The 498-nt window shown below is 65.7% G+C and carries 2 pseudogenes; one reads left to right on the top strand and one right to left on the bottom strand.

The features are described 5' to 3' along the window. Positions 1-251: pseudogene (locus P3H15_RS55060) on the top strand (cyclase); the annotation flags it as partial. Positions 252-307: 56 nt separating this feature from the next. Here P3H15_RS55060 and P3H15_RS55055 read toward each other — a convergent pair. Next, positions 308-442, bottom strand: a pseudogene (locus P3H15_RS55055) (NADPH:quinone reductase); the annotation flags it as partial. Between the last annotated feature and the right edge of the window lie 56 nt (positions 443-498).

Genomic DNA, 498 nt, shown 5'->3' with positions numbered 1-498 from the left:
AGGGTTTCATCGACGGTGCGGTGACGTTCCATGAGGTGACTCCCGATCTCACCCGGATTCTTCTGATCCTCGAGTATCACCCGAAGGGGTTGTTCGAGAGGACGGGAAACCTGTGGCGGGCGCAGGGTCGGCGAGCGCGTTTGGAGTTGAAGCACTTCGGACGCCACGTCATGACGCAGTCCGTTCTCCATCCGGACGAGATCGAGGGGTGGCGCGGAGAAATCCGGGACGGCAAGGTCGTCGAACCCGACTCACCGTGCGGTGCCAGCGCACGCGAGACATCCGCACCGACCTGACCGCCGACACAGTCGATCGCCTTGGACACCCCGTCCGGGCCGGCGATGTCGACCACCCGCTCGCGCAGGTCCTCATCCTCGGTGCAGATCACCGCGGTGCCCCCCAGCGCGAGGATGCCCTCGACAGCGGACCGACGACGGACCACATTGAGGGTCTTGAAGCCGACGTGCGCGCCGAGTTGGATGACCGACTGGCCCACGG

This window comes from Rhodococcus sp. T2V (assembly GCF_029269925.1).
In the GTDB taxonomy this organism is placed as follows: Bacteria; Actinomycetota; Actinomycetes; order Mycobacteriales; family Mycobacteriaceae; genus Rhodococcus_F; species Rhodococcus_F koreensis.
The sequence above is the reverse complement of the archived record's forward strand: the minus strand, read 5'-3'. Positions and strand labels throughout refer to the sequence as shown.